The following is a 25,814-nucleotide window of genomic DNA, read 5'->3' as shown; positions in this document are numbered from 1 at the left end:
GCTCGCTCTCGTTCCACCGCGTTCCCTCCGGGAACGAGAAGAGCCGCACTCCGTCATCGGAGTGCGGCTCTTCTCGTGCTCGGGCCGTCAGGCGATGTCGATCGCCAGTATCGGATCGGTGGTCGGAGTCGGCGAGCCGCCGGCGTCCTCGACCGTCACGGCGACGACTCCGCCCTCGGTCAGGCTCCCCTCGAGCGGGGCCACGGTGCTGCCCTCTCCCCCGTCGAACGTCCCTGCGGCGACCGGACCGGATGAGCCGATGTACCAGAGCTCGTAGGTCTTGTCCTCCGGCAGCGGCGCCAGGTCGTCCACCACGAGGGCGGAGCGGCCGAGCGAGCTCGACCAGACCAGCGTCGCCTGCTCGCCGGTGGCGACCGTGCCGGTCGTCTCCTGCGCGTCGGGGGCGCTGCGGATCTGCTCCAGAGCCGTCTGCTGCTGCGTCTGGCCGGGGCCGGACGAGAGCAGCGGCGGGAGGGTCACTCCGCCGACCACGATCACCGCGGCGGCCGCGGCCGCCGAGAGGTAGACCGCGGGGCGGGCGAACCAGCGGCTCCGGGCGCGGTTCGCGGCGCTGCCGCCACCGTCCCGGCGAGCCGTCGGACCGCTCCGCTCGCCCTCGGAGGCGACGGGGACCAGACGGGGCGCGGCGGGCGCCTCGTGGTCCTCGTCGGGCTCCTCCAGCGGCAGCTGCGGAGTGGTGGCGATGAGCGCCATCAGGTCGGCCTTGAAGCCCGGCGAGGGCTCCACGGCGGGTGCGTCGGCGACCAGCGCCTCCGCCACCTCGGCGAACGCGTCGGCCTCGCCGCGCGCCTCCGGGTGCTCGGAGAGGAAGCGCTCGTAGCGCTCCTGCTCCTCGGGCGTCAGGATGCCCAGTGCGTGACCCGCCGCGAGATCGCGCGGGTCGTCCATCCCGTCGGGGAGTCGCACATCGTTCACAGGGCCACCCCCATCTCTTCTCGAAGTCTGATCATTCCGTCACGCAGGCGTGTCTTGACGGTTCCCACGGGGCACTGCAGGATCCCCGCGATCTCGCTGTGCGAGTATCCGCCGTAGTAAGCGAGCTGCAGCGCCTGCCGCTGCAGTTCCGTCAGGCGGCCCATGGCGGCCGCGACCTTCTCGTGCTCGAGGGACACCTCCGCCTGCTCGGAGACCTGGTCGTAGTCGCGTCCGAGGTCTCGGATTCCGATGCGCATGTCCCGATCACGGCCGGCTTGAGCCGCGCGGACCCTGTCGATGGCCCTGCGGTGTGCCATCGTGAGGATCCAGGTCGTCGCGCTTCCTTTATTCGGAGCGAAACGCCCAGCGGTTTGCCAGATCTCGAGGAAGACCTCCTGGGCCACCTCCTCGGACTGGGAGCGGTCGACGAGGACGCGGATGATCAGGCCGAGGACCCGGCCGGCCATCTGGTCGTAGAGCGCGGCGAACGCGGCCTGCTCTCCCCCGGCGATGCGCTCGAGGAGGACAGCCGCCTCCGCTGTGGTGTCGTCCGTCATCAGCCCCGCCTCGCCCGCGCCCGGGCTGAAAGATTCCGCGTCATCCAGAAGGCTGTCACGGCCAGGCCTGCAACGACGACCGACACCTCGATCGGATGCGTCACGAATCGGACATCCAGCGCCAACGTGCCGATCGGCACGAGCGCGGGGTCGCCCAGCCGGGGGGCCAGCCAGAGCGAGATCACGGCCACCGCCGCAGCGGTGATGCCCGGATAGCTGCGCGGGCGGATGAGGACCCAGAGCCCGGCGAGCACGTCGAGGACCGCGAGGACGCGCATCACCGTGCCCTGCGAGAGCGAGACCCCCGCGGCGAACTGGGCGCCCTCCGCGTCGTCGACGCTCGGCGCGGCGAGGAGGTAGAGGGCGGCGACGACCAGCAGCCCCGCCCCCGCCCAGACGCGCGCGCCGATCCGGAGAGCTCTGCTGTTCTTCATTCCGCTGGCGCCTGTCTGTGGGGACTCGGGCGAGGATCGACTCCTCCTGGGCCCTCGCCTCGCGCACCGTGGCGGCGATGCGAGCAGAGAAGGGGCCGGACCGCAGGAACGCCTCTCGGCGCGAGGCCGCTCGAAGCGGCTATAAGTGGAGCCCGGGGTTACTGCGATCCGGCTTCCGCCAGTCTACCAAAGGCCTCCGCGGTGGCGGCGAGCGGCGTTCGCAGTGGGTGAACGCGGGTTGCGCGTCATTCCAGGGAGTCGCTCCGCCACAGCCGCGCGCAGCTCACGAGCTCGGCCGCGGTGGTCGAGAGGCGCAGGGCGCGGGTGGTCAGCTCGCTCGCCCGGACGGGGTTCACCGGCTCCACGTCGTCGGCGACCGAGACGGCTCCGGAGGCGCTCACGCGGCAGAACGCCGCGGCGCGGTCCAGTGCCACCGCGAAGTCGCCGTCGAAGACGCCGCGGAGGATCCGGTCGGCCAGCTCGGTGATCTCTGCCGGCCCAGTGGGAGTGCTGGCTCCGGCGACCACCGGGTCGATCGTGGCGGACAGCTCGACTCCGCGCTGGTAGAGGAAGCTCGTGCTCTCCGGGTCCTGCCGGATGACCAGCCGCAGCAGGTAGATCCGCCAGAGGGCGCCCGGCAGGCTCGCCGCGCTGGAGCGCGCCCAGAGCTCGGCGAGCGCGTCGATGCCGTTGTGGTCGGTGTACTCGACCAGGCGGTCGATGACCACCGGGTCGGGGTCGTTCCGGACACGGCTCAGCAGCGCGATCGCGGTCTCGTGGGCGACGCGGCTGATCTGCGCCGGGTCCTCTCCTCCCTGGAACGCCTCGAAGACGTGGGAGGGGAACTTGGTCGGCTTGTGGAAGCCGTCTGTCATGGGGCCGCCTTCCGCGGTCGTGCGCGCGGACGCTCTCGCGCTCGCGCTCCGTAGGGGGTTCGAGGAGGGTAACGCCCGCGGCTGGGCGGGTATGCCCGCGCGGAGGACGCGGTCCGCTCCGGGATCGTCCGCGCTCCGGGCCGCACCTGCTCCGGGCCGCACCTGCTCCGGGGGCGCCGACGGCCCGCTACCCTGGAGCGCGCGGGCCTCTAGCTCAGTTGGCAGAGCAGCGGACTTTTAATCCGCGGGTCGTCGGTTCGAGCCCGACGGGGCCCACCACACGACCGCCTGGTCGCGCTTTCCGGACAGTGCCAGGGCGCAGCCAGGTCGCAGCACTACCGTGCAGAGGTGCTGACCGTCCTCCGCGTCCTCCTGCGCCGGCCGCGGCTGTGCGAGGCGTGCCGCGTCCGGCCGGCCCGCCGCCGTGACCCGTTCTGCTCGACGGACTGCGCGAAGACGTACTACCTCTACCTCTGACGCCTCGTCCGGGCCGCGGTGCTCCGCGACGGCGTCACTCGTGGCAGAGCGACCACACCTCATCCGGGTAGTCGCGGACCTTCTCGCCGACGAGCAGGCGCCAGCGGCCGTCCTGGTGCTCGAGCAGGCGGCCGGTGACGACCTCCGAGAGCCAGTCGGAGTCGATCCGGTACCAGCGGACGAGGCGGACGGTCGTCGCGGTGTGCGAGACGCGGGTCGTCATCGCGGGAGTCCCTTCTCGAGGAGGGAGCGGGGTGCTGGAACCAGCGGGGCGTTCGACGCGCGAACGGGGGGATGACCCGCGCCGGGACGACTCCGTTGTCGACCGGCCGGGAGACTGCGGCGGGCATCCGGCGGACCGGATGCCAGGAACTCTAGACGACCGCGCGGACAGTGTCTGTCCCGTCGCCGGTCACAGCGGAGCGGCTCCGTTCAGCAGGCTCAGGGGTGGACGGTGCAGCCGGCCGGGCGCGTCTGCCGGAACGCGGCCGCTTCGCGGGTGCGGGAGCGGAGCCTCCTCGCGCGGCGGCGGAGGAGCCGCTCGCTCGGGCCGAAGGCTCCGGATTCGAGGAGCTGGCGGAGGGACAGGGTCACCTGCCGGGCCAGACGGGGATCGATGCGGCCGGGGATCCGGATCGCGTCGATGAGGTCGAGGGCGTTGCGCGTGGTGCGGGAGATCGCCATGACGGAACCCTAGGGACGCCGGGGCGCGGTGTGCGCGCCCCGGACGGGGGCGCCGACGGGGACTGATGCTCAGCCCCGGGGCGCCCCGGCGGGATCAGTCGTGCCCGTTGCTGCCGTCGCCACGGCCCGTGGAGGACTGCAGGCGGTCGATGTGCTCGGAGGCCTGGGCCTTGGTGAGGTCGGCGGGCAGGGTCTCGCCCGCCTCGCGCGCGAGGGTGTCGAGGTAGCTGCGCTGCGGGCCGGTCATCGGCTCGTCGCCGGTGACCCAGTCGGACGGGTCCTTGCTGGCGCTGGTGTCGCTGCCGTCGTCGGCACGGGCGCCGAGGACGTCGCCCTCGGTCTTGACATCGGGATCGGTGGTGTTGTCATCGCTCATGGTGCGACCGTACGCCCGACCACCGACGCCGACGAGGGCTTGCGGAGCGGGCCCGGGCGCCCCGCTTCACGAGCCGAGCAGCGCGTGCGCGACGGTGAAGATGACCAGCCCGGCCAGGGAGCCCACGACGGTGCCGTTGATCCGGATGAACTGGAGGTCCTTCCCGACCTGCAGCTCGAGCTTCTCGGACGTCTCGCGCGGGTCCCAGCGGTGGATGGTGTCGCCGATGATGCTGGCGATGTCGGTGCGGTAGCGGTCGACCAGGTTGGCCGCGACCGATCCGATCCAGGAGTCGACGGTCGCCGCGAGACCGGCGTCGGTCGAGAGCCGGCGGCCCAGATCGACCACGATCGACTCGATGCTGCCGCGGAGGGGGCTCGACGGGTCGTCCATCGCGCCGAGGAGAGAGGCCTTCGTCGCCTCCCAGGCGTCCCCGGCGAGCTCGCGGACGCGCGGGCTGTCGAAGGCGCGGTTCTTGATCTCCTCGACCCGGGCGATCAGATCCGGGTCGGTGCCCAGATCCTGCGCCAGCGTGGCGAGGTAGCCGTCGATCGCGATCCGGAACGGGTGCAACTGGTCCTCGCGCACCGCGGCGACGAAGACGAGCGCCTCGCGGTACAGCCGCTCGTCCACCGCTCGGCTGACCGCGGAGGGCAGCCAGCTCGGCAGGCGGCCGCTGACCATGCGGGTGAAGCTCTGCGGGTTCGCGGTCAGCCATGCCTCCGCCTGCTCCACCAGCGTGTCCACGAGGCGCCGGTGGTGGCCCGCCTCGACCACGCTGCCCACCAGCGAGCCCAGCGGCGGGCCCCACTGCGGGTCGAGGAGGTGGCGCCGCGCCAGCGCCTCGATCACGCGCTGCACGTCGGAGTCGTCCAGCAGGGCGATCGCCGAGCGGACGGCCGCGGCACTCTCGCCGCCGACCCGGTGCGCGTTCTCCGGTTCGGCGAGCCACAGCCCCGCCCGCCGGGCGATCCCGAAGGAGTCGAGCTTCTCGCGCACGATGGCGCCGCGGAGGAAGTTCTCCTCGACGAACTGCGCGAGGCTCGCGCCGATCTCGTCCTTCTTGGTCGGGATGATCGCGGTGTGCGGGATCGGCAGGCCCAGCGGCCGCCGGAACAGCGCGGTCACGGCGAACCAGTCGGCGAGCGCGCCGACCATCCCGCCCTCGCTCGCGGCCCGGACCCACTGCAGCCACGGGTAGCGCTCCTGCAGGGCGAACGACACGGCGAAGACGACGGCCATCACCACGAGCAGGCCCGTGGCGAGCCGCTTCATCCGGACGAGAGCGACGCGCTTGGCCTCGTCGTCGCGCCCGACCGCCGCGAGGGTGGTCATGACGCGGTAGGGAACCCCTCGTGGCGGATGCCCCACGCGACGGTCCACTCCTCGCCCGGCTCGAGCCAGCGCAGGCCCTGCCCGCTGTTGAACGCCTCGGCGGGAGCGGTCATCGGCTCCACGGCGATCGCGGTCTTCACGTCGTCGCCGTCGGGGAAGATCCGGGTGATGAAGACCTGGATGAAGTTGTGCGAGGCGTCGGCCCAGAGGAGCACGCGGCGGCCGTCCGCGGCGCGGAGGCCGTGCACGCTCTCGCCGTCGACCATCCGGACGTCGGCCCAGGCGTCGTCGAGCTCCAGGTCGCCGATGCGGCGGCCGGAGCGGAGGTCCCACTCGGTGCCCTCGACCGGGTTCTGCACGGTGGGGTTGAGGCGCTCGTCGACCTCGATGTGCACCGCCGCGTCGACGGTGATCTCGAGCTCGTCGGTCGGCACGTCGCCGATGGCGAGGAAGGGGTGCGTGCCGATGGCGACGGGTGCCTCGTCGGCTCCGACGTTGACGACGCGGTGGATGACCTTCAGCCCGTCGGCTTGCAGCTCGTAGCGGACCGAGGTCTCGAGGTGGAACGGGTAGCCCGCCTGGGGCACGACCGGCGCGGCCAGCTCGACGAAGGACGGGCCCTGGTCGACGAGGCGGTACGGGGTGCTCACCAGGAGGCCGTGGATGGCGTTGTGGTACTTCGGCTCGGTGATCGCGAGCTGGAGCGTCTCGCCGCGGTGGTGCCAGCGCCCGTCCTTGACGCGGTTGGGCCAGGGCATCAGGACGATGCCCGAGCCGAACGGCGGGACGGTGCTCTCCGGGTAGGAGGCGGTGATCTCCACTCCGTCGACCGAGAGGTGGCGCAGCGCTGCGGCCACCTCCGTCACGACGGCGTGCAGGGTGCGTCCCTCGGCGGTGAGGTCGAGCGGGAACTGGCGCCCGGTGGCGGGGGCGGGGGTGAAGTCGGCCATTCCTCGATCCTACGGACTGACGCGCTCGCCGAGCGTCCGGCAGCGGGTGACCGCGAGCCCCGCCTCCTCCAGAGCGGCGACGAGTCCGTCGGCGGCCCCCGCCCCCGTGAGCAGACGGTCGAACTCGTCGGGAGCGGCGACCCGGCCGAGGTCGACCACTCCGAGCTTCGAGGAGTCCGCGACCACGACCCGGCGGGTCGCCGCCTGCAGCATCCGGCGCTTCAGGGTCGCCTCCGGGAGGTTGACGTTGGTGACGCCGGCCTCGGGGTGCACGCCGGTGCAGCCGATGAAGGCGATGTCGGCGCGGATCCGCTCGAGCAGCTCGGACGCGAGCGGCTCGACCAGCGAGTGCTGCAGCGGCCGCAGAGTGCCCCCGGTGACGACGACCGTGAAGCGCGGGATGGCCGGCTCGAGCGCCAGCGCCGTGGAGAGGCCGTTCGTGATCACCGTGACGTCGCGCAGCTCCTCCCGCGCCACGAGCGCGTGCGCGATGGCGAGCGGGGTGGTGCCCACGTCGAGCACGATGCTCTGCCCGGAGGAGACGGAGGCGGCGGCCTCCTCGCCGATCGCGGCCTTCTCGTCGGAGGCGGCGCTCAGGCCCTCCTCGAGCGAGCGCTCGCCGGTGGGCCTCGGCGCCGGGATCGCCCCTCCGCGCACCCGCTGGAGGACACCCTCGCTCGCGAGCAGGGCGAGATCGGAGCGGACCGTGACGACCGAGACCCCGAGCATGTCGGCCATCGGGGCGACCCCGACGAAGCCCGAGCTCTCGGCGGCCAGACGCAGCCGCAGCCGGCGCTCGATCGCCGACGTGGACTCCTGCTCGCCGTCCGTTCTCATCCGCCCATCGTGCACGCGGGCCGGTGGACTTGTCAAAGGGAAAACGAGCTTTCCTTTTCGAAGGTGCGGCCCTAGTCTGACTCCTGCCATGAACGAAGCGATCACACTCTCCGCAGGCGTCGTCAAGCGCCCGCACACGCTGGCCGACGGCCGCGAGCTCCTCTACTTCGACGACGCCGATACGACGCTCCCCCCGGAGCGCGCCGCCGACGCCCGCCACCTCGACCCCCGCCCCGCCACCGCGCGGATGCGCCAGGACGTGCTGACCGGCGAGTGGGTCTCCATCGCCGCGTCGCGCCAGAACCGCGTGTTCCTGCCGCCGGCCGAGCTCGATCCGCTCGCCCCGGCGTCGCCGACGAACCCGTCGGAGGTGCCCAGCCGCTACGACGTCGCCGTCTTCGAGAACCGCTCCCCCTCCTTCGGCCCGCTCCTCGAGGACGCGGACGCGCCCGCCTCCCTGGAGGACCTGCGCACCCTCGGGCTCGGCCGGACGCTGACCAGCGTCGGCCGCTGCGAGGTCGTCTGCTTCAGCCCCGAGCACGAGGGCTCGTTCGCCACGCTCAGCGCCTCCCGCGCCCGGACCGTGGTCGAGGCCTGGGCCGACCGCGTGGGCGCCCTCTCGGCCCTTCCCGGCGTGCAGCAGGTCTTCCCGTTCGAGAACCGCGGCGAGGCGATCGGCGTCACGCTGCACCACCCCCACGGGCAGATCTACTCCTACCCCTACGTCACGCCGCGCACGACCCGCCTGCTCGCCTCGCTCGACAGCTACGGGCCGTCGATGTTCGCCGACGTCCTCGCCTTCGAGCAGGCCGGCGAGCGCGTCCTCCTCCGCGGCGAGCACTTCACCGCGTTCGTGCCGTTCGCCGCGCGCTGGCCCGTCGAGGTGCACCTCCTGCCGCACCGCCACGTCCCGGACCTGGCGGCGACCACCCCGGAGGAGCGCGACGAGCTGGCTGTGATGTACCAGCGCCTGCTCCGCGGCATCGACGCCCTCTACGACACCCCGACGCCCTACATCGCCGCCTGGCACCAGGCCCCGGTGCACGAGCGCCGCGACGAGGTGCGCCTGATGCTCCAGATCACCTCGCCCCGCCGCGCCGAGACGAAGCTCAAGTACCTCGCGGGGAGCGAGGCCGCGATGGGCGCCTGGATCGGCGACATCGCCCCCGAGACGAGCGCCGCGGCCCTGCGCGCGGCGATCGAGCGGGCCGACGCGGCCGTGCTCGAGGCCGGGATCGCACAGCGCCCCGACGCGGCGCTGCCGGTCGCCGCGCACAGCGACGACTCGCTTCCCGGCGGCGCCGCCACTCCCGCCACCACCGCCGCCGACATCGCCGAGGAGAACCGATGACCGCCGCTCCCGCCTCCCTGACCGCCGTCGCCGAGAGCGCGGCCGCCGCCTTCGAGCGCACCTTCGGCCGCCCTGCCGCGGGCGTCTGGGCCGGCCCCGGCCGCGTGAACCTGATCGGCGAGCACACCGACTACAACGACGGCTTCGTCTTCCCCTTCGCGATCGACCGCGCCACGGCGATGGCCGTCGCTCCGAGGGAGGACCGCCTGATCCGGATCAGCAGCGCCTTCTCCCCCGAGGTGGTCGAGGTCGCTCTCGACGAGCTCGGCCCCGGCGCCGTGACCGGCTGGTCGGCCTACCCGCTCGGCGTGGTCTGGGCGCTCACCGAGTACGGCGTCGACCTGGGCTCCCGCGCGGGCTTCGACGCGTACGTCGACTCCGACGTGCCGGTCGGCGCGGGGCTCTCGAGCTCGGCGGCACTGATGTGCGCGATGGCCGTCGCCCTCGACGAGCTCTGGGACCTCGGCTTCGACCGCGCGACGATGGCCCGCGTCGGCCGTCGCGCCGAGAACGTCGCGGTCGGCGCCCCCACCGGGATCATGGACGAGTCCGCCTCCCTCTTCGGAAAGCGCGACGCCGCGGTGTTCCTGGACTGCCGCAGCCTCGACACCGAGGTCGTCCCCCTCGGCTTCGAGGAGGCCGGGCTCGTCCTGCTCGTCGTCGACACCCGCGTCGAGCACGCGCACGCCACCGGCGGCTACGCCGAGCGGCGCGCCTCCTGCGAGCTCGGCGCCGCGACCCTCGGCGTGCCGTCGCTCCGCGAGCTGACGGTCGACGACCTGCCGCGCGCCCAGGAGCTCCTCGACGACGTCACCTACCGGCGCGTGAAGCACGTCGTGACCGAGGACGCCCGCGTGCTCGAGACCGTCCGCACCCTGCGCGAGCACGGTCCCCGGGCGATCGGCGATCTGCTCGACGCCGGCCACGTCTCACTCCGCGACGACTTCGAGATCTCGGTGCCCGAGCTCGACACCGCCGTCGAAGCGGCGCGCGGCGCCGGAGCGATCGGCGCCCGGATGACCGGCGGCGGCTTCGGCGGCTCCGCGATCGCCCTCACGCCGGTGGAGAAGGAGGAGGAGGTCCGCGCCGCGGTCCTCGCCGCCTTCGCCGAGAAGGGCTTCGCGACTCCGGAGCTCTTCCTGGTCACGGCCGCCGACGGCGCGGGCCGCGTGCTCTGACCCCTGCTCTCGTCGACGCCCCCTGCGATCTCGGATCGCAGGGGGCGTTCGTCGTCCAGTCGGCGCTACGGCGCCGGATCCGGCGGGACGACGGCGCGCGCCTCTCCCCCGGTGACCCGGACCAGCTCGGCGAAGCCCGTCGGGTAGACGGTGTGTGCGTGCCCGGCCGCCGCCCAGACCACGTCGGAGGCGGCGAGGGCCGTGTCGACCACGGTGCGCAGCGGCGCGGGATGGCCCACCGGCGCGATCCCGCCGATCGTCTGGCCCGTCGCGGACTTCACCTCCGCGGCCGGCGCCCGCGTGATCGATCCGCCCAGCTGCACGCCCAGCCAGGCGGTGTCGACGCGGTGGCCGCCGCTGGTCAGGACCAGCAGCGGCGCACCGTCGAGCAGGAACACGAGCGAGTTGGCGATCTGACCGACGTCGACGCCCAGCGCCTCGGCCGCCAGTGCGGCCGTCGACGCGGCCGAATCGAGCCAGCGCACGGTCGGGTGCACGCCGTGCCGGTCGAGGTCGGCGAGGACGCGGTCGACGGCCGGGTGGCTCCGTTCGCTCATGCCGCCGAGGCTAGCGCCCCGGCCGCGCTCACTTCTCGAACGTGGAGGCGTCGATCACGAAGCGGTAGCGGACGTCCGAGGCGAGGACGCGCTCGTAGGCCTCGTTGATCTGCGAGGCAGAGACGACCTCGACCTCGCTCGCGATGCCCTTCTCGGCGCAGAAGTCGAGCATCTCCTGGGTCTCGCGGATGCCGCCGATGCCCGAGCCCGCGAAGGAGCGACGGGCGCCGAAGAGCGTGAAGACGTGCAGCGGCAGCGCCTCGGCCGGAGCGCCCACGTTCACCATCGTGCCGTTGCGGCGCAGGAGCCCCAGGTAGGCGTCGAGGTCGAGGGGCGCGCTGACCGTGTTGACGATCAGGTCGAAGGTGTTCGCGAGATCGGTGAAGGTCGCCTCGTCGCGCGTCGCGTAGTAGTCGTCGGCGCCCAGACGGAGGCCGTCCTCCTTCTTGCTGAGGGTCTGCGAGAGCACGGTGACCTCGGCGCCCATCGCGTGCGCGAACTTGACGGCCATGTGGCCGAGCCCGCCGAGGCCGACGACGGCCACGCGCTTGCCGGGGCCCGCCTCCCAGTGCGAGAGCGGCGAGTAGGTCGTGATGCCCGCGCACAGCAGCGGGGCGGCTGCCTCGTAGGGGATCGACTCCGGGACGCGGAGCACGAAGTCCTCGACGACGACGACGTGCGTGGAGTAGCCACCCTGGGTGATGGTGCCGTCGCGGTCGACGGAGGCGTAGGTACCGGTGTTGCCCTTCAGGCAGTACTGCTCCTCGCCCGCGAGGCAGTTCTCGCACTCGCGGCAGGAGTTCACCATGCATCCCACGCCGACGCGGTCGCCGACGGAGTGCTTGGTGACCTCGGAGCCGACCTCGGCGACGACGCCGACGATCTCGTGGCCGACGGTCAGCGGGTACGCCACCGGACCCCAGTCGCCGCGGACGGTGTGGATGTCGGAGTGGCAGATGCCGGAGTAGGCGATCTCGATGAGCACGTCGTGCGGTCCGACGTCACGGCGCTCGATGGTGGTGGGGACGAGCGGCTCGGTCGCGGAGGGGGCGGCGTAGGCGGTGACGGTGAGCATGGGTTCTCCTCGTAGGGCGGGGCGCGCTCCGAGGACGTGTCCGACGGGGTGGGGGACGCGAGAGCGCCGGGCCACGCTACCGGCAGGCGACTGGACGTCGCCCCCGAGCGCGGTCCGGCGCGGGTCCTGTGGCGCGGGACCGGTTAGCGCAGGGCGCGCTCGGCCGCCGTCACCACGTTGTGGATGAGCATCGCGCGCGTCATCGGGCCGACTCCGCCGGGCACGGGCGAGAGCCAGCCCGCGACCTCCGCCACCTCCGGTGCGACGTCGCCCGTCAGCTTCGCGCGGCCCGTCTCCGGGTTCTCGACCCGCGTGATGCCCACGTCGAGCACAGCGGCGCCGGGCTTCACCCAGTCGGCGCGGATGAGCCCGGGCACGCCCACGGCGGCCACCACGATGTCGGCGCGGCGCACCTCCGCGGCGACATCGGCCGTGCGGGAGTGGGTGAGGGTCACGGTGGCGTCGAGGCCCTTCCGCGTGAGCAGGAGCCCGAGCGGACGGCCGACGGTGAGCCCGCGGCCCACGACGACGACGTGTCTGCCCGAGGTCGGGATGCCGTGGCGCTGCAGCATCTCGACGATCCCGTTCGGCGTGCAGGGCAGCGGGCTGTCCAGCTCGCCCTCGACGCCGAGCACCAGGCGGCCGAGGTTGGTGGGGTGCAGGCCGTCGGCGTCCTTGTCCGGATCCATGAGCTCGAGCATCGCGTTCTCGTCGATGCCCTTCGGCAGCGGGAGCTGGATGATGTACCCGGTCACGGCCTCCGAGTCGTTGAGCTGCCGGATGGCGGCGCGGATGTCGTCCGCCGACGCGGTCGCGGGGAGGTCCACGCGGATCGACTCGATCCCGACCTCCGCGCAGTCGCGGTGCTTGCCCGCGACGTACGAGCGGGAGGCGGGATCGTCCCCCACCAGCAGCGTGCCGAGCCCGGGCACGACGCCCCGCTCGCGCAGAGCGGCGACCCGCTCCGCGATCTCCGTCTTGACCGCCGTCGCCGTCGCGACGCCGTCGAGTACCTGTGCCGTCATCTCGGGCTCCTCGGTCGTGGCGCGGCGGAGGGGGGCGGTGCCCCGTCCTCCGCCGCGCGGGTGGTGCAGCGGATCGACTACAGCCCGGGGTAGAGCGGGAAGTCGTCGGTGAGGCGGGCGACACGGCCGCGCAGCGCCTCGAGGTCGGCCGAGGGCTTGAGCGCCTCGGCGATGACGTCGGCGACCTCGGTGAACTCCGTGTCGCCGAAGCCGCGGGTCGCGAGCGCCGGCGTGCCGATGCGCAGGCCCGAGGTGACCATCGGCGGGCGGGGGTCGAACGGCACGGCGTTGCGGTTGACCGTGATGCCGACCTCGTGGAGGCGGTCCTCGGCCTGCTTGCCGTCCAACGGCGAGTCGCGCAGGTCGGCGAGGACGAGGTGGACCTCCGTGCCGCCGGTCAGGACGTCGATGCCCTCGGCCTTCGAGTCGGCCGCCGTGAGGCGCTCGGCGAGGATCTGCGCGCCGCGGATGGTGCGTGCCTGGCGGTCGGCGAACTCGGGCTCGCCGGCGAGCTTGAACGCGGTCGCCTTCGCGGCGATCACGTGCATGAGCGGGCCGCCCTGCTGGCCGGGGAAGACGGCCGAGTTCAGCTTCTTGGCGTACTCCTGCTTCGCGAGGATGAGCCCCGAGCGCGGGCCGGCCAGCGTCTTGTGGACGGTGGTGGTCACGACGTCGGCGTAGGGCACCGGCGACGGGTGCAGCCCCGCCGCCACGAGGCCGGCGAAGTGGGCCATGTCGACCCAGAGCTTCGCGCCGACCTCGTCGGCGATGGCGCGGAACGCCTCGAAGTCGAGCTGACGGGGGTAGGCGGACCAGCCGGCGATGAGCACCTGCGGGCGGACCTCGAGGGCCTTCTCGCGGACCGCGTCCATGTCGATGCGGAAGGTCTGCGGGTCGACGCCGTACGCGGTCGCGTTGTAGAGCTTGCCCGAGAAGTTCAGCTTCATGCCGTGGGTCAGGTGGCCGCCGTGCGCGAGCTCGAGGCCGAGGATGGTGTCTCCGGGCTGCACGAGCGCGGCGAGCGCCGCGGCGTTGGCGGAGGCTCCGGAGTGCGGCTGGACGTTGGCGAACTCGGCGCCGAAGAGGGCCTTGGCGCGGTCGATCGCGAGCTGCTCGGCGATGTCGACGTACTCGCAGCCGCCGTAGTAGCGGCGGCCGGGGTAGCCCTCGGCGTACTTGTTGGTCAGGACGGAGCCCTGCGACTCGAGGATCGCGCGCGGCACGAAGTTCTCGCTCGCGATCATCTCGAGGTAGCCGCGCTGGCGGTCGAGCTCCTGCTGGAGCACGGCGGCGATCTCGGGGTCGACCACCGACACGGGCTGGTCGAACGAGGCGGCGACGCCGGGGCTGGCGGGGGAAGAGGACACGGACGCTCCTTGGCTGGGAAACGGAAGGGGCCCGGCAGGTCGCTGCGGCGCGACACGGCTCGTTCGGGCGACCCGATCTACGGTATCCGTTCCAGCCCAGGCGTGCGGCGGGAAAAGTGTCCGGGGCGCTGCCCCGGAGGAGGTGCCGCTCCCTGATGGTCACCCATCCGAACGCCAGTCGCGGCGGGCTCACTCTAGCAAGCGGGCCGGGTGGCGCGGGAGTCGCGCCAGTCGGGGGCGGGCACGCGCGATCGTGCGACGATCCCTCGGGCGGTCCCGGCGCGGGACCGGGAGGGAGGGCATCGCCGTGGGTCCTCGACGCCGCTCCGAGCGCGTCGACGGCCGCAGCGACGAGGAGCTCGTCGCGCTGGTCCGGGAGGGCCGCACCGACGCCGTCTCCGAGCTCTGGCGCCGCCACTCCTCGGCCGGGCGCACCGTGGCCCGGGCGTGGGCGAGCAGCTCCGACCCCGACGACCTGGTCTCGGAGGCGTTCCTCCGCGTCCTGCGGGCGATCGAGCGCGGCGGCGGACCCGAGGGCGCCTTCCGCCCCTACTTCTTCACCGCCGTCCGCAACGTCGCGGGGTCCTGGGCCCGGCGGGACCGGCACGAGCGGCCGTTCGACGAGGCCGACCGCGCCCTCCCCTCTGCCGGCCCCGATCCCGAGGCGCGCGCCCTCGCCGCCCTCGAGCGCGACCTGGGCGCGCGCGCGTTCCGGGCGCTGCCGCCGCGCTGGCAGGAGGTGCTCTGGTACACGGAGGTGGAGGGCCTGTCCCCCGCCGCCGCCGCGCCGCTGATGGGCCTGCGGCCGAATGCGGTCGCAGCGCTCGGGGTGCGGGCGCGGGAGGGGCTGCGATCCGCGTGGATCCGGGAGCACGTGACGGACGCCTCGGCGACGGGCGAGTGCGAGTGGGTGCTCGAGCGGGCGGGGACGTACGCGCGAGGACGCGTCCCCGTCCGGGACAGGCACCGCATCGACCGGCACCTGGACGGGTGCCTCTCCTGCCGGGAGGCGCTGGCGGAGGCCGAGAGCACTGCGCGCCGCCTCGCGTCGGTGCTGCTGCCGCTGACCGCCGGGGTGAGCGGCGCAGCCGCCTGGGCGGCGGGCGGGGGCTCCGGCGCGGCCTCCGGTCCGCTGCCGAGCGCGGTCCGGGCGTCGAGCGCGGTCCGCGCATCGGCGGTCCGAGCGTCGAGAGCGGGCAGCGGAACAGGAGTGGTCGTCGCCGCGTCCGCTGCGGCGGCACTCGCGGTCACGGGAGTCGTCGGCGCGGTGGTGCTGCTGTCCGGGAACGGGGGCGGCGCGCTCGTGGCGGCGGAGGACGCCTCCGCGCGGGTGGACGAGCGCGCAACGGCCGAGGCGGCTGCGCCGGCGTCGAGCGGAGGAGCGACGGCGAGCGCCGACCGACCGGAGACGGACCCGGAGGACCAGGAGGCCGCGGACCGCGCGAGTGCAGGAGCGGACGGCGATCCGGCGGGGCGGTCCAGCGGTTCCGGCGCCGCTCCGAGGAGCACGGTGCCGGCCGTGGCCGGACGGGCTGCGTCGGACGATGCCGGAGCGACGCGCGCGACCCCCGGGAGGACGGGACGTCCGCCGCAGCGGGAGCCGTCCTCCGATCCCGTCGGCGCACCGGCGTCGAGAGGGATCGAGGCGACCGCCTCCCCGACTCCTGCCGCCGAGCCCGCCCCGTCCCGCCCCGCCGTGACCGGCAGCGCGGCACCGGCGCCCAAGCCCGCCGTCCCCGAGGCTCCGGCCCCCTCCGGGCCGCCGGGGGCCACGACCGGGGGCTCCGCGCCGGGCCCGATCGGCAACGGCCCGGCCCTGCCCTCCGTTCCGGTCCCGACCCCCGCACCCAGCACTCCGGTTCCTGTTCCTCTTCCTGTTCCTGTTCCGACCGTGACTCCCCCACCGGACACTCCGGCTCCGGCAGGGACGCACGTACCGAGCACTCCGGCGCCGGTCCCGACAGAGGCGCCGAGCACCTCCGCTCCGGTCTCGACTCCCGCACCGGTCACGACCCCTACTCCGGCCGCACCTCCCGCTCCGGCCGCACCGACCCTCGCGCTCGACACCGACGGCCGGCTGCTGCCCGATGCCCGGGGCACCGCCACGCCCGGCGCCGAGGTGCTCCTCGAGGACGCCTCCGACGGACGCCGCGTGGGCTCCGCCACCGCCGACGCCGACGGCTCCTGGACCGCGCCGGCGCTCCCCCTCCCCGCGGGCAGGACCACGGTGCTGGCGCGCACCGCTGCAGGAGTCAGCGCCCCCGAGACGGTCGACCTGCGCGCTCCGGTGCTCCTCGCCCGGGCCGCGTCGAGCGGGGGCGCGGTCGGCGTGCTCGTGCTCGCCGATCCCGACGCGGACGGCCTCGACCTCCTGGTCGACGGCGAGCAGGTGCGATCCCTCGCTCCCGGAGCCCCCGTCCTCGCCGCGACCCTGGAGGTCGGTCCTGGGAGGCACACGATCGGCGTCCGCTACTCCTCCCCGGACGGGCGGACGGGACCCGTCGCCGTCGTGTCCGTCGACGCGGGCTGAGGCGCGCGGACCGCCCCGTGCCCCACCGTTATCCTGGGCGGATGCAGCCCGAACCCGCCGCGTCCGCGACTCCCCGGCCCGCCCCCGCGAGCACCCGTCCGACGGGCAGCGACGCCGCGTGGTCCGGCGCCCGGCCCGCGGGAAACCACTGGACCCTGACCTTCGCCTGCCCCGACCAGCCGGGCATCGTGCACGCCGTGTCCGGTGCCGTCGTCCAGGCCCGCGGCAACATCACCGAGAGCCAGCAGTTCTCGAGCGCCGACACCGGCCGCTTCTTCATGCGCCTGCAGGTGGAGTCGCCGATCAGCCGCGAGGAGTTCGCCGCCGCCCTGCTGCCGATCACCGAGCACTACGGGATGACCTGGCGCCTCGACGTCGTCGGCCGGCCGCTGCGCACCCTCGTCCTCGCCTCCACGGCCGCGCACTGCGTCAACGACCTGCTCTTCCGCCAGCGCGCCGGGCAGCTCGCGGTGGACATCCCGATGATCCTGTCCAACCACGGCAGCCTGCGCGACCTCGCCGAGTTCTACGGCGTGCCCTTCGAGTCGCGACCCGTGGTCTCGCCGGAGTCGAAGCGCGGGTTCGAGGAGCGCGTGCTGGAGGTCGTCGAGGAGCACGACGTCGAGCTCGTGGTCCTGGCGCGCTACATGCAGATCCTCTCCCCCGAGCTCTGCGCGCGACTGGCCGGCCGCGCCATCAACATCCACCACTCGTTCCTGCCGGGCTTCAAGGGCGCGAACCCCTACAAGCAGGCGCACGCCCGCGGCGTCAAGCTGATCGGGGCGACCGCGCACTTCGTGACCAGCGACCTCGACGAGGGGCCGATCATCGAGCAGAACGTGGTGCGCGTGGACCACTCGCACTCGGTCGCCCAGCTCGTGGCGATCGGGCAGGACGAGGAGAGCCGCACGCTCACGCAGGCGGTCAAGTGGTTCGCGGAGGACCGGGTGCTCCTCGACGGGGCCCGCACCATCATCTTCCGCTGACCTCCGGCGGCTAGCATGGTCGGCGTGAATCGAGCAGGAGCGGACACCGCGGGCACCGACATCAGGATCGGCCCGAACGCGATCCTCCGGTTCCTCCTGGAGCTCGTCGCGCTGGCGACCTTCGCCCTCTGGGGCTTCGCGTCGTGGGACCTCCCGTGGAACATCGTCCTCGGCATCGGCGCTCCGGTGGTCGCCGCGCTGATCTGGGCGCTCTTCCTGTCGCCGCGCGCGGTCCTCGCGATCGACGTCTACGGCCGCTCGCTGATCGAGCTGCTCGTGATGGGCGCCGCCGCACTGGCGTGGCTGGACCTCGGCCAGCCGGTCGTCGCGATCGTCTTCGGCGTCCTCGCCGTCGTCTCCGGCGTCATCGCGGGTCGCCGCTCCCTCTGATCCGGACGGCGGCCGCTCAGGCCGAGGGGGCGCTCGCTCGGAGCCGTCCACCGCTGTCCCTGAGCGGGCACCGCTGTCCAAGAGCGGCCACCGCTGTTCCCGAGGGTGCACCGTGGTCCCCGTGCGCTCGCCGCCGCTCGGAGCGGGACCGAACGCGTCGTCCCGGCTCGCAGCGGCAGGTCGCCACCGCGCTCTCCCGTCGATGCACCTCCGGGGATGCGCCACCGCAGCGGGACCCCGGGCCGATCGCGCCGCCCGGCCCCCAGTCGAAGGTGCTCCGCCCCGCCTGATCGTCGATCTCTCCCCGACCCGCTCCCGCCTCCCCTCTCGAGTCGTTCCCCCACGCAGCCCGGCCGATCCTGCTCCCTGCCCGCACCACGAGCCGCACCGTTTCCGCCTCCCCCGACCGGGACGGCGAACGGCCGCCCCCGCCGCTCCGGGAGGAGCAGGGGGACGGCCGTTCGCGGCGGTCGCGGAGGACTACTCCGCGGCGCCCGCCTCACGCTGCGCCAGGGCGCGGCGTCGGAGGCCGGTGATCACAGCACCTGCACCGAGGAGGGCGAGGGCGGCGGCTCCGAGGAGACCGCCGTCGAAGCCCGTCGACGGGAGGCCGCCGGCGCCGTGGCCGGGCGCGCCCGGTCCGGCGGTCGGCGTGGAGGTGGGCTCCCCCGGTCCGGCGGTGGGGCCGGCCGTCGGCGTCGCGGTCGGCTCCGGGGTGCCCGTGGGCTCCGGAGTCGCGGTCGGCGTCGGGGTGGGGGTGACCGCCTCGGTGACGTCGACGCTCACGAGCGTCGCGAGTCCCGAGTCGGTGTAGGCGACACGGCCGAGGTAGCGGGCCGGGCCCGCCAGGTTCGACCAGGAGACCGCGTACGCGATCGGCTCGCCCTGCACGGCGTCGACCACGGCGGGGTCGGTGCTCAGCGAGCCGAGACCGTTCTCCGGAGTGATGACGAAGCTGCGGAAGTCGAACGTGACGGTCGAGGATCCCGGAGCGGTCGAGTAGACATCGGCCTGGACCGTGTACTCGCCCGGAGCGGGGTCGGCGATGTCGACGCGCTCGTCGGCCGAGCCGGTCGCCGAGGTGAAGACCTTGTCGGTGCTCTCGCTGGTGACGGTGAGGTCGAGGTCGGCCGCGTCGTCGAGCGAGTCGAGGTCGAAGCGGGCGAACTCGGCGCCCTCCGGCACGACGACGGTGGTCGTCAGCGACTTCCCCGTGGGGAGCGTCGCCGAGTGGCCGTCAGCGGCGGTGGCGTCCTCGGCGAGGACACCCTCGGCGAGACCGCTCGCGGTGAGCGGCAGCGCGCCGGTGATGCCGGGCGTGACCGTCACCGTGCCGGTGCCGGTCGAGCCGGTGCCGGAGACCTCGTAGGGCGCGTCCAGCAGGACGGGGCGCACCGCGATCGGGCTGCGGACGTCGTGCTCCGCGCTCGCCCAGGTCAGGTAGCCGGTGGCGAACTGGTTGAGCGCCGCCGAGCCGGTGGTGAAGGAGACCGTGTACTCCGCCGTCTGGCCCGCACCCGTGAAGGAGAGGGTCGAGGGCGAGACGACGGTGTCGATCCCGGCGAGGCCGTCGACCGAGGCGGTGTAGGTGCCCGCGCCGGTCGAGGTGACCGTGCGAGTCACGGTCTGCGTGCCCGCGAGGGCGCCGATCGCGATCGAGGCCTGGTTGAGGTCGGACGGGTCGATCGCGGCGATCGGGTCGATCACCGGGTTCGAGGTGAAGACGTAGCCCGCACCCTTGAGGAACGCGATCCAGTCCTCCGTGCCGCTCTCGTAGAGCAGCCCGGGGTCGAGGAACGCGGCCGGGTCGACGTGTCCGGCGCCCTGGGCGAAGACGTCCTCGGACGCGGCGCCCGACTGGTCGACGCTGTCGTAGGCGGAGGTCATCATGGCCGACTTCACCGCGGACGGCGAGGCCTTCGGGGTCGCGCCGAGGATCAGCGCGCCGAGGCCCGCCACGTGCGGCGACGACATCGAGGTGCCGGACTCGAACGCGAAGGCGGGGTCGTCGCCCTCGGCGTTGAAGCTGTCGGCGAGGATCGCGACGCCGGGCGCCGTGAGGTCGGGCTTCAGCACGTCGGCGCCGTCCGCCTCAGCGGGTCCGCGCGACGAGAAGCCGGCGACCTGCGGGACGGGGATGGAGGCTCCGGACGAGTTGCCCTCGGAGAGGGTCACGGTCGCACCGGCGGTGCCGGCGTAGGTCGTGATCGCCTGGTAGGCCTGCGAGTCGATCTGGATGCTCGGGACCGAGTGGTCGTCGACGTGCAGGGCGTTCGGGGTCGGGTTGAGGAGCAGCATGCCGATGCCGCCGGCCCGCTCGACCTCGGCCGACTTGGAGACGCGCGCGGTGACGCCCGCGGTGCAGGCGACGATCGTGCCCTTCACCTTGTCGGGGTCGAGGGTGCCGGTCTCGCAGATGGCGGGGTTCTCGGCACCCGAGCGGACGACGTCGGCGCTGTTCACCAGCGGTCCGGTGACGTCCTCGTGGACCGAGATGGATCCTCCGACGAACTTCTGGCCGTCGCCGAGAGCGGCGGTCGCGGTGTAGGTCGGGATGGAGGACGCGGCCACCGTGGTGTACCAGGGCGACGCGTGGTCGAGCGTGGAGGCGCCCGCACCCGAGTTGCCGGCCGAGGCCGCGACGAAGACGCCGGCGGCGGCGGCGTTGAGGAACGCCTCGTCGATCGCGGTCAGGGTCGAGGTGGCCGAGCCGCCGCCGATCGAGAAGTTGATGACGTCGACACCGTCCTTGGTCGCGGCGTCGATGGCCGCGAGGATGCCCGCTCCGGAGCAGAAGTCGTCGTCGTCGGTGCCCTCGTCGGGTCCGTTCCAGCAGACCTTGTACGCGGCGACCTTGGCGGCCGGGGCGACTCCGGAGATCTTCCCGTAGTCGTAGCCGTCGACGCTCGCCTCGACGCCGTTGTTGCCGGCTGCCGTGCTCGCGGTGTGCGAGCCGTGTCCGTCGGCGTCGCGCGGGGAGCGGTACTCGGGGTTGTCCGTCGAGCCGACCTCCTCGTCCGCGAGGAACCAGCGTGCGCCGATGAGCTTCTGGTTGCACTCGTCGCCGTCCCACTGCTCGGAGGCGGGGAGCCCCGGCGAGCAGGAGCCGACGAAGGTGCCGCCGTCCGACTTCACGAAGGAGGTGGTGGTGCCGTCCGTGTAGGGGGCCGCTCCGGGCGAGGTCGCCAGGGGCGCGCCCGCGAAGGAGGGGTTCTCGGGCGCGATGCCGGAGTCGATGACGCCGACGACGACGCCCTCGCCCGCCTTGTCGATGCCGCCCAGCTTCTGCCAGACGCCGTTCTCGCCCTCGAGGCCGAGGAAGTCGGTGGAGCGCTGCTGTCCGGTGTCGGGCACCGGGGTGCCGGCGGCGGCCGCGGCGAGCGGCGAGGCCTGCGCGGCGCGGTCGACCTTCAGGTTCTCGACCTTGCGGACCTGGGCGACGTCGCGGCGGCTCGCGAGCTCGCCCGCCTGCTCGCCCGAGAGGGTCGCGGAGAAGCCGTTGAGGGCGACGGTGTAGTGGTAGCCGATGGCGGCGTCGACCGCGGAGGCGACGTCCTCCTGGCGCTGCTCGAGGTGGGCGGAGTAGTCCTCCACCGGAGCCGAGGCGGCCTGCAGCTGCGCACCGTCGACGGGCGCGGTGCGGGCGAAGCGGGCATCGCTGCCCTGGTAGGTGGCCGCGGAGGGCTCGACGAGGGTGACGACGTAGTCGCCGTCGTCGAAGCTCTGGCCGACGGAGAGCCCGCCGACGAGCGAGGCACTGCCGGCGAGAGGGGCGGCACTGGCGCCGGTGGTGGCGAAGGCCGCGGTCGCGGCGACTCCGAGGACGGCGAGGCCCGCGAGGATGCGCCTCTCAGCGCGGCGGACGGGTGGTCGGTGGGACAGGTGGATCGGCAATCGATGTCCTTACTCACATTCGCTGGGAACCGGATCGGTTTCCACACAGAAACGACCCTACGAACTCGATTGCCCAGCTTTGTTACGAACAGGTAACGAAGTTGACGCTGAAGGGGGCCGATCCGTTGGCACTCCCCCTCCCCGAGTGCTAAATTACTCGCGTTGAGCCGGGTCGGCTCAACTCTTGGAACTCTTCGTTGCACGACTGAATGGAGTGATCTCATGGCTGTCACCTACGACCCCGTCCGCGAGCTGGACCGCCTCGCCACCGCCCTCCTCGGCTCCGGTCAGGGGCCCCGCCGGATGCCGATCGACCTGTACCGGGACGGCGACCACTACGTACTCACCGCCGACCTCCCCGGCATCGACCCGGGGTCCGTCGACGTCGACGTGGACGGGCAGCTCCTCACCATCCGCGCCCAGCGCACCGTCGCGAGCGGCGACGACGTCACCTGGATCACCCGGGAGCGCCAGTCGGCGACCTTCGTCCGCCAGCTGAGCCTCGGCCAGGGCGTCGACACCGAGCGCATCGCCGCGTCCTACGACAACGGTGTGCTCTCGGTGACCATCCCGGTCAGCGAGAAGGCGCGTCCCCGCCGCATCGAGGTCGTCTCGACCGCCCGCCCCGAGCAGGTGCGGATCGGCGAGGCTGCCGCCGAATAGGACGACGAGCGAGGGCCCGTCCGCGATCGTGCGGGCGGGCCCTCCGCCTGTCCGCACGCCCTACGCTGGCCGGATGCGCGCCTCCTCCTCCGACACCGCTGTCGGCGTCCTGCTCCCCCGCGATCTCCCCGCCTCCGAGGTGCTCGGCTACGCCCGCCGCGCCGAGGAGCTCGGCTTCGACGAGCTCTGGGTGGTCGAGGACCTCGGCTTCCGCGGCGGCATCGCCCAGGCCGGCGCGGTGCTCGCCGCCACCGAGCGGATCGTCGTCGGCATCGGCATCCTGCCCGCCGCCGTCCGCACGGCGGCCTTCACCGCGATGGAGCTCGGCACTCTCGCCGAACTGTTCCCCGGCCGCGTCCACGCCGGCATCGGGCACGGGATGCCGCACTGGATGCGCGGCCTCGGCGTCTGGCCGCGCAGCCCGCTCACCCTGCTCGAGGAGCAGTTCGACGCGATCCGCTCGCTGCTCTCCGGCGAGCGCACCCACCGCTCCGGCCGCTACGTGCACGTGGACGGCCTCGTCCTGGAGTCGCCGCCCTCCGTCGTGCCGCCGCTGCTGGCCGGCGTCCGCGGACCGAGGTCGCTGGCGCTCGCGGGCCGGATCGCCGACGGGGTCGTCCTGGCCGAGCCCGTCACTCCGGAGTACCTCGCGGCGGCCCGCGGCCACCTCGGCGGCACCGGGCGGATCGTCGCCTACAACGTGGCCGCCGTGGACGACGACGCGGCCGCCGCGCGCGACGCGGTCCGGCCGGGACTCGAGTGGATCGGCGAGCCGGACTGGGCGCCGCACATCGAGCCGCTCCCCTTCGCCGAGGACTTCGCCCGCCTGCGGGCCGAGAGCGCCGACCGCGCCGCCTTCGTCCGCGACCTGCCCGACGTCTGGGTCGACCAGCTGGCCGTCGTGGGCACTCCCGAGGACGCTCGTCGCCGCATCGGCCTGCTGCACGAGGCCGGTGCGTCGAGCGTCGTGCTGATGCCGTCGGGGCCCGATCCGCTCCACGCGATGGAGGACCTCGCCCGGGCGCTCTGAGGCGCTCGGCCCGGGCGCGTCCCACCGAGCCCTCAGACGCGTCCGGCCCGCAGGATCCGAGGATCGTGCGGGCCGGACGCGTCTGCTGAAGCCGGAGATCAGGCCGACATGCGGGCCTTCAGGTTCTCGTCGAGGGTCGCGAGGAACTCCTCGGTCGTCTGCCAGCCCTGCTCGGGGCCGACGAGCAGGGCGAGGTCCTTCGTCATCTTCCCGGACTCGACCGTCTTGATGACCACGTCCTCCAGCGTGAGCGAGAAGTCGATGAGCTCCTGGTTGCCGTCGAGCTTGCCGCGGTGCGCGAGGCCGCGCGTCCAGGCGTAGATCGAGGCGATCGGGTTCGTCGAGGTGGGCTTGCCGGCCTGGTGCTGGCGGTAGTGGCGCGTGACGGTGCCGTGCGCCGCCTCCGCCTCGACGACGCTGCCGTCGGGCGTGGAGAGCACGGAGGTCATCAGGCCCAGCGAGCCGAAGCCCTGCGCGACGGTGTCGGACTGGACGTCGCCGTCGTAGTTCTTGCAGGCCCAGACGTAGCCGCCCTCCCACTTCATGGCCGAGGCGACCATGTCGTCGATGAGGCGGTGCTCGTAGGTGAGGCCCGCGGCGTCGAAGCGCTCCTTGAACTCGGTCTCGAAGATCTCCTCGAAGATGTCCTTGAAGCGGCCGTCGTAGGCCTTGAGGATCGTGTTCTTGGTGGAGAGGTAGACCGGGTAGTTGCGCGAGAGGCCGTAGTTCAGCGACGAGCGGGCGAAGTCGCGGATCGACGCGTCCTGGTTGTACTGGACCTGCGCGATGCCGTCGTCGGGGGCCTTGTAGACCTCGAACCTCATCGGCTCGGAGCCGTCCTCGGGCGTGAACTCGACGGTCAGCGTGCCCTTGCCCTTGAAGACGAAGTCGGTGGCGCGGTACTGGTCGCCGAACGCGTGGCGGCCGATGATGATCGGCTTGTTCCAGCCGGGGACCAGGCGCGGGATGTTCGAGATGATGATGGGCTCGCGGAAGATCACTCCGCCGAGGATGTTGCGGATCGTGCCGTTGGGCGACTTCCACATCTTCTTGAGGCCGAACTCCTCGACGCGGGCCTCGTCGGGGGTGATGGTCGCGCACTTCACGCCGACGCCGTGCTTCTGGATGGCGTGCGCCGCGTCGATCGTGACCTGGTCGTCCGTCTCGTCGCGGTACTCGATGCCGAGGTCGTAGTACTCGAGGTTCACGTCGAGGTACGGGTGGATGAGGGTGTCCTTGATCTTCTGCCAGATGATGCGCGTCATCTCGTCGCCGTCGAGCTCGACGACCGTTCCCTCAACCTTGATCTTGGACATTGCTCTCCCATGGTGTCGATGACCCCGCACCTGTGCGGGACGGGCGGCTCTGCACCGCTCCGGATGGCCTCCGCCAGCCTACCCGAGGCCCGAACTGTCTCGATGTCGAGACAGTTCTCGATCGTCCGCGCCGGGGCCGGTGCACGTCGCCCGACAGGAGGATGCCCGCCGTCCTGCGCCGCCGGTACAGTGACGGCATGAGTGACCTCCGCCTGGAAGAGCTGTCCGCCTCGAACATCTCCGCCGTGAACGGTCTGAGCCTCAAACCCGGCCAGGAGCAGTTCATCGCGCCGGTCTCCTACTCCGCCGCCGCCGCGGTGATCGACCCGGGCGCCTCCTGGCAGCGGGCCGTGATGGACGGCGACGAGCTGGTCGGCTTCATCCACGCGCACTTCGACCCGGAGGCGGCGGAGGAGTTCCGCAGCTGCATCTGGCGCATCAACATCGACGCGGCGAAGCAGGGCCGCGGCGTGGGCACCTTCGCCGTCCGCGCCACCGCCGACGAGGCCCGCGCCCGCGGCTTCGACACCCTCACGGTGATCTGGGAGTCCGGCGAGGACGGCCCGGAGCAGTTCTTCCGCTGGATCGGCTTCGAGGTCGTCGGCGAGACGCAGTACGGCGAGAACATCGGGGCGCTGACGCTCTGAGCGCGGCGCCGGAGGCAGCGGAGCCGGCCGACTTCGTCTCCGCCGTCCTCGAGGTGGTCGCCTCGATCCCGCCCGGACGCGTGATGGCCTACGGCGAGATCGCCGCGGTCCTCGGCACGCGTGCGGCACGCGCGGTCGGCACGGTGATGGCCCGCTACGGCTCCGACACCGCCTGGTGGCGCGTCGTCCGCGCGGGAGGAGCGCCCCCGGTCGGCCACGAGGAGCGCGCCCGCCGGGAGTACGAGCGCGAGGGCACGCCCCTCGTCGTCACGCCGGGCGGCTGGCGCGTCGACGTGCGCAGCGCACGCTGGCGCCCCTGAGCCGGGATCGGCTCAAGTGCGTTA

The 25,814-nt window shown here is 73.1% G+C and carries 26 protein-coding genes and 1 tRNA gene; 11 read left to right on the top strand and 16 right to left on the bottom strand.

The genetic code is table 11. The features are described from left to right. Positions 1-87: 87 nt before the first annotated feature. The 4 genes from C5C82_RS01345 to C5C82_RS01335 all read right to left on the bottom strand — a co-directional run bounded on the left by C5C82_RS01345 (position 88) and on the right by C5C82_RS01335 (position 2,802). Positions 88-936 (bottom strand): anti-sigma factor domain-containing protein, encoded by an 849-nt coding sequence (locus tag C5C82_RS01345; RefSeq protein ID WP_146076502.1) that lies wholly within the window; start codon positions 934-936, stop codon positions 88-90. Then, a complete protein-coding gene (sigK, locus tag C5C82_RS01340) occupies positions 933-1,493 on the bottom strand; it encodes an ECF RNA polymerase sigma factor SigK (protein WP_104224709.1) in 561 nt (186 codons plus the stop codon). The genes C5C82_RS01345 and sigK overlap by 4 nt, the downstream gene beginning before the upstream one ends. Beyond that, the gene (locus C5C82_RS17410; RefSeq protein ID WP_104224710.1) at positions 1,493-1,927 is read right to left on the bottom strand and encodes a hypothetical protein; all 435 of its coding nucleotides are present in this window, start codon (positions 1,925-1,927) and stop codon (positions 1,493-1,495) included. Before C5C82_RS17410 ends, sigK begins: the two co-directional genes overlap by 1 nt. A gap of 245 nt (positions 1,928-2,172) precedes the next feature. Continuing rightward, positions 2,173-2,802 (bottom strand): DNA-directed RNA polymerase subunit beta, encoded by a 630-nt coding sequence (locus C5C82_RS01335; protein ID WP_104261007.1) that lies wholly within the window; start codon positions 2,800-2,802, stop codon positions 2,173-2,175. A gap of 203 nt (positions 2,803-3,005) precedes the next feature. Here C5C82_RS01335 and C5C82_RS01330 point away from each other — a divergent pair. Continuing rightward, positions 3,006-3,081: transfer RNA gene (locus C5C82_RS01330), tRNA-Lys, on the top strand. A 69-nt stretch (positions 3,082-3,150) separates the two neighbouring features. After that, positions 3,151-3,279 carry a hypothetical protein gene (locus tag C5C82_RS17910; protein ID WP_258059535.1) on the top strand — a complete coding sequence of 43 codons (129 nt, stop codon included), beginning with the start codon at positions 3,151-3,153 and terminating at the stop codon, positions 3,277-3,279. Between the two features lie 34 nt (positions 3,280-3,313). Here the strand turns inward: C5C82_RS17910 and C5C82_RS01325 are convergent, their stop codons facing one another. The 6 genes from C5C82_RS01325 to C5C82_RS01300 form a co-directional block, all read right to left on the bottom strand. After that, a complete protein-coding gene (locus C5C82_RS01325; RefSeq protein ID WP_104224712.1) occupies positions 3,314-3,502 on the bottom strand; it encodes a hypothetical protein in 189 nt (62 codons plus the stop codon). Between the two features lie 218 nt (positions 3,503-3,720). Next, positions 3,721-3,963: a hypothetical protein gene (locus C5C82_RS01320; protein WP_104273395.1), complete on the bottom strand. Its 243-nt coding sequence runs from the start codon at positions 3,961-3,963 to the stop codon at positions 3,721-3,723. Positions 3,964-4,057: 94 nt separating this feature from the next. Then, on the bottom strand, positions 4,058-4,339 hold the full coding sequence (locus C5C82_RS01315; RefSeq protein WP_104224714.1) for a DUF3072 domain-containing protein: 282 nt from the start codon (positions 4,337-4,339) through the stop codon (positions 4,058-4,060). A 66-nt stretch (positions 4,340-4,405) separates the two neighbouring features. Beyond that, entirely contained in the window at positions 4,406-5,674 is a 1,269-nt protein-coding gene (locus C5C82_RS01310; protein WP_104354500.1) for a DUF445 domain-containing protein, read from the bottom strand. Next, complete coding sequence (locus C5C82_RS01305; protein WP_104317904.1) at positions 5,671-6,624, bottom strand: aldose 1-epimerase family protein; 954 nt, start codon at positions 6,622-6,624, stop codon at positions 5,671-5,673. Before C5C82_RS01305 ends, C5C82_RS01310 begins: the two co-directional genes overlap by 4 nt. Positions 6,625-6,633: 9 nt before the next feature. After that, positions 6,634-7,461: a DeoR/GlpR family DNA-binding transcription regulator gene (locus C5C82_RS01300; protein ID WP_104256413.1), complete on the bottom strand. Its 828-nt coding sequence runs from the start codon at positions 7,459-7,461 to the stop codon at positions 6,634-6,636. An 88-nt stretch (positions 7,462-7,549) separates the two neighbouring features. Here C5C82_RS01300 and galT point away from each other — a divergent pair, with 88 nt between their 5' ends. Both galT and galK read left to right on the top strand, forming a co-directional pair. Next, positions 7,550-8,812 (top strand): galactose-1-phosphate uridylyltransferase, encoded by a 1,263-nt coding sequence (gene galT / locus C5C82_RS01295; protein ID WP_104224718.1) that lies wholly within the window; start codon positions 7,550-7,552, stop codon positions 8,810-8,812. Continuing rightward, positions 8,809-9,990: a galactokinase gene (gene galK / locus C5C82_RS01290; protein WP_104354499.1), complete on the top strand. Its 1,182-nt coding sequence runs from the start codon at positions 8,809-8,811 to the stop codon at positions 9,988-9,990. The genes galT and galK overlap by 4 nt, the downstream gene beginning before the upstream one ends. 65 nt (positions 9,991-10,055) lie before the next feature. Here the strand turns inward: galK and C5C82_RS01285 are convergent, their stop codons facing one another. From C5C82_RS01285 to glyA, 4 genes are all read right to left on the bottom strand, one after another. Continuing rightward, positions 10,056-10,547: a YbaK/EbsC family protein gene (locus C5C82_RS01285; protein WP_104354498.1), complete on the bottom strand. Its 492-nt coding sequence runs from the start codon at positions 10,545-10,547 to the stop codon at positions 10,056-10,058. A 28-nt stretch (positions 10,548-10,575) separates the two neighbouring features. After that, complete coding sequence (locus tag C5C82_RS01280; RefSeq protein WP_104354497.1) at positions 10,576-11,622, bottom strand: NAD(P)-dependent alcohol dehydrogenase; 1,047 nt, start codon at positions 11,620-11,622, stop codon at positions 10,576-10,578. 143 nt (positions 11,623-11,765) lie between these two features. Beyond that, positions 11,766-12,647 (bottom strand): bifunctional methylenetetrahydrofolate dehydrogenase/methenyltetrahydrofolate cyclohydrolase, encoded by an 882-nt coding sequence (locus C5C82_RS01275; protein ID WP_104337949.1) that lies wholly within the window; start codon positions 12,645-12,647, stop codon positions 11,766-11,768. Positions 12,648-12,724: 77 nt separating this feature from the next. Then, positions 12,725-14,014 (bottom strand): serine hydroxymethyltransferase, encoded by a 1,290-nt coding sequence (gene glyA, locus C5C82_RS01270; RefSeq protein WP_104354496.1) that lies wholly within the window; start codon positions 14,012-14,014, stop codon positions 12,725-12,727. Between the two features lie 307 nt (positions 14,015-14,321). Between glyA and C5C82_RS01265 the strand changes: the two genes are divergently transcribed. Genes C5C82_RS01265 through C5C82_RS01255 form a run of 3 tightly spaced genes read left to right on the top strand, consistent with a single transcriptional unit; the run spans position 14,322 to position 17,920 of the window. Beyond that, entirely contained in the window at positions 14,322-16,544 is a 2,223-nt protein-coding gene (locus tag C5C82_RS01265) for a sigma-70 family RNA polymerase sigma factor (protein ID WP_146085939.1), read from the top strand. A 41-nt stretch (positions 16,545-16,585) separates the two neighbouring features. Further along, entirely contained in the window at positions 16,586-17,530 is a 945-nt protein-coding gene (gene purU, locus C5C82_RS01260; RefSeq protein WP_104224944.1) for a formyltetrahydrofolate deformylase, read from the top strand. Between the two features lie 24 nt (positions 17,531-17,554). Further along, a complete protein-coding gene (locus C5C82_RS01255) occupies positions 17,555-17,920 on the top strand; it encodes a YrdB family protein (RefSeq protein WP_104276971.1) in 366 nt (121 codons plus the stop codon). Positions 17,921-18,400: 480 nt separating this feature from the next. Here the strand turns inward: C5C82_RS01255 and C5C82_RS01250 are convergent, their stop codons facing one another. Further along, a complete protein-coding gene (locus C5C82_RS01250; protein ID WP_104258300.1) occupies positions 18,401-21,814 on the bottom strand; it encodes a S8 family serine peptidase in 3,414 nt (1,137 codons plus the stop codon). Positions 21,815-22,036: 222 nt separating this feature from the next. Between C5C82_RS01250 and C5C82_RS01245 the strand changes: the two genes are divergently transcribed. Together C5C82_RS01245 and C5C82_RS01240 are read left to right on the top strand one after the other, a co-directional pair. Further along, positions 22,037-22,477 carry an Hsp20/alpha crystallin family protein gene (locus tag C5C82_RS01245; RefSeq protein ID WP_104233909.1) on the top strand — a complete coding sequence of 147 codons (441 nt, stop codon included), beginning with the start codon at positions 22,037-22,039 and terminating at the stop codon, positions 22,475-22,477. Positions 22,478-22,550: 73 nt separating this feature from the next. Beyond that, a complete protein-coding gene (locus C5C82_RS01240) occupies positions 22,551-23,507 on the top strand; it encodes an LLM class flavin-dependent oxidoreductase (protein ID WP_104354494.1) in 957 nt (318 codons plus the stop codon). Between the two features lie 98 nt (positions 23,508-23,605). Here C5C82_RS01240 and C5C82_RS01235 read toward each other — a convergent pair whose 3' ends face one another. Next, positions 23,606-24,823, bottom strand: a complete 1,218-nt coding sequence (locus C5C82_RS01235) for an NADP-dependent isocitrate dehydrogenase (RefSeq protein ID WP_104224939.1) — start codon at positions 24,821-24,823, stop codon at positions 23,606-23,608. A 197-nt stretch (positions 24,824-25,020) separates the two neighbouring features. On the opposite strand from C5C82_RS01235, the gene C5C82_RS01230 reads away from it, so the two are divergent. After that, positions 25,021-25,470, top strand: coding sequence for a GNAT family N-acetyltransferase (locus tag C5C82_RS01230; protein WP_104224946.1), 450 nt, complete (start codon positions 25,021-25,023; stop codon positions 25,468-25,470). Then, on the top strand, positions 25,467-25,790 hold the full coding sequence (locus C5C82_RS01225; RefSeq protein ID WP_104238475.1) for an MGMT family protein: 324 nt from the start codon (positions 25,467-25,469) through the stop codon (positions 25,788-25,790). Before C5C82_RS01230 ends, C5C82_RS01225 begins: the two co-directional genes overlap by 4 nt. Positions 25,791-25,814 lie beyond the last annotated feature (24 nt).

The sequence above is a fragment of the Rathayibacter sp. AY1D5 genome, assembly GCF_002932515.1.
GTDB lineage: Bacteria > Actinomycetota > Actinomycetes > Actinomycetales > Microbacteriaceae > Rathayibacter.
The sequence above is the reverse complement of the archived record's forward strand: the minus strand, read 5'-3'. Positions and strand labels throughout refer to the sequence as shown.